The following is a 4,459-nucleotide window of genomic DNA, read 5'->3' on the forward strand; positions in this document are numbered from 1 at the left end:
GTTTGATGAGGCGCGTATAGTAGCCCTTTATGCGTCTTGTAGTGGCCTTACAATGAGGGCAGATGTGTTCTTGAGGCGGCAGCTGAACCGCTAAAACCAAGGCTGATTCCGTTTCCTTTAAATTTTGAATCCATTCCTCTTTAATTCCTGTTAATTTTTCGATATAATCTAGAGAAGGCATATGTATTCAACTCACTTTCTTTATTGTTTGATCACTTTAATTGTAGAGGATTTGAGTGCATATGCCTATTTTTTTATTGAAAAAAAAGTAGGCGCTGAGAGGACACGCATCTGGACGGTCACTTTAGCGCCCCAAAATAAATTATAGAACCATAAATGTTGGGGTGAGGAATTGTTCTTTCCTCACCCCATCCTTGCATAAAAAGGTTTGCTATAAATTTCGGATCGCTCACGTGTTCATATTCCCTTAGATAGAACATACATTAAAAAGGGGTGCAGCCTTTTTCCCTGCGTATTTCAAGCTGCAAGCGCATCTTAGACGAGAAAACCAGTGAAAGATACACTCGCGAGCTTGACCCTCCTTATCTTACTTACAGGAAGAAATCCCCCTGGGAAGGACCCTTACATGGTTCTTCTCAGGGGTTCATATTTACACGCTGAAATCACGCAGGTCCTTATCGAGGGCCTCGAAGAGAGCATCCGCATCATGGGCCCGGAGGGCCTTCAAGATATCCTTGTGGTGTTTGCAGTCATCGCTGACATGCAGGACACCAGAGTCCATTCCCCAGCGGAACTGAGCATAGGCACGGCTCATGCGGCTCATGCAGGAAGACAGCTGTTCATCGGCATAAGCGTTACGACCCAGACGAAGCAGGGCCTTGTGGAAATCCATATTGCATTCCCAATGTTTGCGGGGCGGCAAATCGTCACGCAGGCATAGTTCATTGAGAGGTTCTAACGCGGCAATTTGAGGTTCCGTAAGGCTTTTGATGACACGGGACACAATTCCGTGCTCCAAGTAGAGGCGGAATTCCAGCATTTCGTTGATATCGTCCATCGTAAGGCGCGTGACTTCGTAACCATAGCGAGGCATGTTGCGAAGGACGCGCTCGTTACACAGGGTCATCAGGGCTTCCCGGACGGGCGATTTGCTGCATTCGTATTTTTCGATGAGACTTTTCTCATTGAGGATGTCCCCTGGTTGGTATTCCCCTGAAAAAATTCCCTCTAAAATGGCATTTCTGACTTTTTCCTTAAGTGACGGTTCTTTCATGGCTGAACCTTCCTTCCCTGACATAATACCTATATCTTAATCTAATTTGGATAATTTGACAATGATTTATTTCATATTATAACACTATAAATTAAACCTCCAATTTGGTTTTGATCATGATTTTTCAAAAAGGGCTTCCCAATTAATCATAACAGTGATATGATTACTAATATAATAATCCGACTACTCTGATGATTTTTGGGAGGGAAATCAATCATGACCTTGACACAGGAAGAAATGAACAATTATACGGTCATTCTGCACGAAGAACTGATCCCCGCAATGGGCTGCACGGAACCTATTGCGATTGCCTATGCCGCGGCGAAGGCGAAAAGCCTCTTTAAAGGCGATCTGGAGCGTTTTACTGTGAACTGCTCAGGGAATATCATTAAGAACGTAAAAGGCGTCACTGTGCCCAATTCTGGCGGTCAGAAAGGGATTCCTGCAGCGGCGGCCCTTGGTATCGTAGGCGGTGACAGTGATAAGGCCCTCGAAGTCATTGCCGGTGTGACGGATGAGGACCGAGAAGCCTGCCGTAATCTGGTCGAAAGGGATATCTGTGAAGTGACGCTGGCTGAAGGCGTAGCCAATCTTTATATTGATGTGACTTTGTATGGCCGGGACCATATGGCGGAAGTGATCATTGACGGAACCCATACAAACATCGTGAAGATGGTCCAGGACGGAACCGTTCTCCTGGACCGGACGGGGACGGCCCAAGGTGCCGGAAGCAAGGGAAAAGGGGACCGGACCAGGATGACCTTCCAGGGGCTCATTGAGTATGCCAGAACCGTCGATCTTGAAGCGGTGAAGGCGCTTCTTGAAACTCAGATGACTTACAACACGGCAATCAGCGACGAAGGCTTGACAGGCGCCTGGGGCGCAGAGGTGGGCAGGACCCTCCTTGAAACTTATGGCAGTGATGTTAAGTTCCGGGCCGTTGCTCGGGCGGCTGCCGGCAGTGATGCCCGCATGAGCGGCTGCCCGAAACCCGTCGTGATTAATTCCGGTTCGGGGAACCAAGGCATTACGGTTTCCCTGCCCGTCATCACCTATGCCGAGGCATGGAAGAAGAGCCATGATGAGACGCTCCGTGCCCTTATTGTGAGTAACTTGGTCTCCATCTATATCAAGCACTATATTGGTCCTCTTTCCGCTTTCTGCGGCGCTGTGAGTGCTTCTACCGGGGCCGGTGCGGCCATCACCTTTATGGCAACGAATGGAGACGCCCGGAAAATGGCTATGACTGTCACCAATACCCTCGCCAATGTGGGCGGCATCCTTTGTGACGGGGCCAAACCCAGCTGCGCCGCCAAGATTGCTTCCTCCCTTCAGGCCGCGCTTATGGCCCATGCCATGAGCATGAAGGACCGGGTCTTTAAAGGTGGGGAAGGCATTGTTGAAAAGGACATCGAGGATACCATTCGCAACATTGGATACATCGGCAAAATTGGCATGAAGGGGACCGATACGGATATCCTCAATGTCATGATCGGTCAGATCGATCCTAAGGATTACGTTTGCTAAGAGGGTCTGAGGAGGCTTCTTTAGAGGAGCCTCCTTCTTTTTTTATGAAAAATACCTTGCAATTTACTAGGAAATAGGCTATACCAAGGGGTAAGAACGGGGTATTTTTTCCCTAAAGGAGGGCTTTCTATGGAAATCAAGGAACGAGTAAGGGCCATGGAAGACGAGCTTGTGGAGCTGCGCCGCTATTTTCATGCTCACCCTGAACCATCTTGGAAAGAATTTAATACACAAAAAAAGATCATGACTTATTTGGATGAATTAGGTATTCCCTATGTCCCATCGACCACGTCCGGTCTTGTGGCTACTCTTAAAGGGCCTCATTCGTCAGACCATATCATTGGCATCCGTGCCGATATCGATGCCCTTCCCATCAAGGAAGAAACCGGAGCCCCTTATGCCTCGGAAAAAGAAGGGACTATGCATGCCTGCGGCCATGATACGCATATTACGATCCTCCTTGGCACGGCTAAGGTCCTTGCGGCCATGAAAGACGAACTGACCGTGACGGTGCGCTTTTTGTTTCAGCCAGCGGAAGAAGAAATTGCCAACAGCGGTGCCACATATATGAAGGATGAGCCGCTTGTAAAGGAATGCGAACGGCTCATTGCCCTCCACATTTGGAGCAAGATCCCTGTTGGTACAGCGTCCCTGCGCTATGGACCTGTCATGAGCGCGGCGGATACGTTTGATGTTTATATCGAAGGAAAGGGTGGTCACGGCGCCCTGCCGCATCAGACCATAGATCCCATTGTGGCTGGAGCTGAATTTGTGAACGCACTCCAGACCGTGGTCAGCCGTGAAGTCAATCCTCTGGAACCGGCCGTCCTATCCGTGACCACTTTTCAGGCTGGGACAACGAGCAATGTCATTCCCGCATCGGCTCATCTATCGGGGACAGCCCGTACCTTCAGCCCCACACTGCGCGAGGCCTATCCTGGCATCCTTAGACGGGTGGCCCGCGGTGTAGGGGAAACCTCAAGGGCCAAGATCCGCACGGAATACCATTTTGGACCGCCGCCCACGATCAACGATGCAGCCTGTGTGGATACAGGACGCAGAGCCTGTGAGACGGTTTTTGGCAAGGATCATGTCGTTGATTGGGAATTGCAGATGGGCGGCGAGGACTTTGCCAAATATGATAATCCTAAAGCCCTGCTCCTTTTAGGCGGTGGCTTTGCTGACGCGTCGCGGCGCTATCCGCAGCACAGTCCCCACTATGATATCGATGAAAGGGCTCTTTTATTGGGCGTTGAATATTTTGCTGAATATGTACGGGAGTGGGAAAAGGAACTTTCCAAGTAACGTTACAAAAATTACGGTGAATCGGAGAAAGGAACTGGAATTGTTGCCTTTTCTCCGATTTTTTTTGGTTCTTTGTCAAATGTTGGGGTGCCCCACAACTAAATCGCCTTTTAGGAACTCGGCAAGGCATTTGCCGAGTTCCTTTTTTGCCAATTCACATAGAGAATCCGGTTCCTAAATCTGTTGAAATCACGCATTCCAAATGCAACTCTCTTAACCGTCTTAATCAGGTTGTTACAGCCTTCTGTGAATCCATTGGAGTATGGCTGGATAATTGCTTGAATAATTGCAGCCTCCCAATCTTTAAAAGATCTTAAAATCCCTTTAAAAGCATCTAAGTTGTAGCCCATTACCATAGCTAACCATTTGTTTAGCTCCCGCTTCGCAGCCAAT

4 protein-coding genes and 1 pseudogene are annotated in these 4,459 nt (G+C 48.8%); 2 read left to right on the forward strand and 3 right to left on the reverse strand.

Annotation, left to right across the window (positions count from 1 at the left end):
- Positions 1-181, reverse strand: a pseudogene (locus H503_RS13015) (transposase family protein); the annotation flags it as partial.
- Positions 182-610: 429 nt separating this feature from the next.
- A complete protein-coding gene (locus H503_RS0110805) occupies positions 611-1,234 on the reverse strand; it encodes a GntR family transcriptional regulator (protein WP_016459923.1) in 624 nt (207 codons plus the stop codon).
- A 216-nt stretch (positions 1,235-1,450) separates the two neighbouring features.
- On the opposite strand from H503_RS0110805, the gene H503_RS0110810 reads away from it, so the two are divergent.
- Positions 1,451-2,761 carry an L-cysteine desulfidase family protein gene (locus H503_RS0110810; RefSeq protein WP_014129080.1) on the forward strand — a complete coding sequence of 437 codons (1,311 nt, stop codon included), beginning with the start codon at positions 1,451-1,453 and terminating at the stop codon, positions 2,759-2,761.
- A 129-nt stretch (positions 2,762-2,890) separates the two neighbouring features.
- Positions 2,891-4,066: a M20 metallopeptidase family protein gene (locus H503_RS0110815; protein WP_014129079.1), complete on the forward strand. Its 1,176-nt coding sequence runs from the start codon at positions 2,891-2,893 to the stop codon at positions 4,064-4,066.
- A gap of 110 nt (positions 4,067-4,176) precedes the next feature.
- On the opposite strand, the gene H503_RS0110820 is transcribed toward H503_RS0110815, so the two are convergent.
- On the reverse strand, positions 4,177-4,459 hold a 283-nt coding region (locus H503_RS0110820), incomplete at its 5' end, for a transposase (RefSeq protein ID WP_162141346.1).

It is taken from the genome of Acidaminococcus intestini DSM 21505 (assembly GCF_000425045.1).
Lineage (GTDB): Bacteria > Bacillota > Negativicutes > Acidaminococcales > Acidaminococcaceae > Acidaminococcus > Acidaminococcus intestini.

Bases quoted from the DNA above. Each gene is read 5' to 3' on its own strand.
- H503_RS0110805 (WP_016459923.1), bottom strand. From the start codon at position 1,234: ATGAAAGAACCGTCACTTAAGGAAAAAGTCAGAAATGCCATTTTAGAG.
- H503_RS0110810 (WP_014129080.1), top strand. From the start codon at position 1,451: ATGACCTTGACACAGGAAGAAATGAACAATTATACGGTCATTCTGCAC.
- H503_RS0110815 (WP_014129079.1), top strand. From the start codon at position 2,891: ATGGAAATCAAGGAACGAGTAAGGGCCATGGAAGACGAGCTTGTGGAG.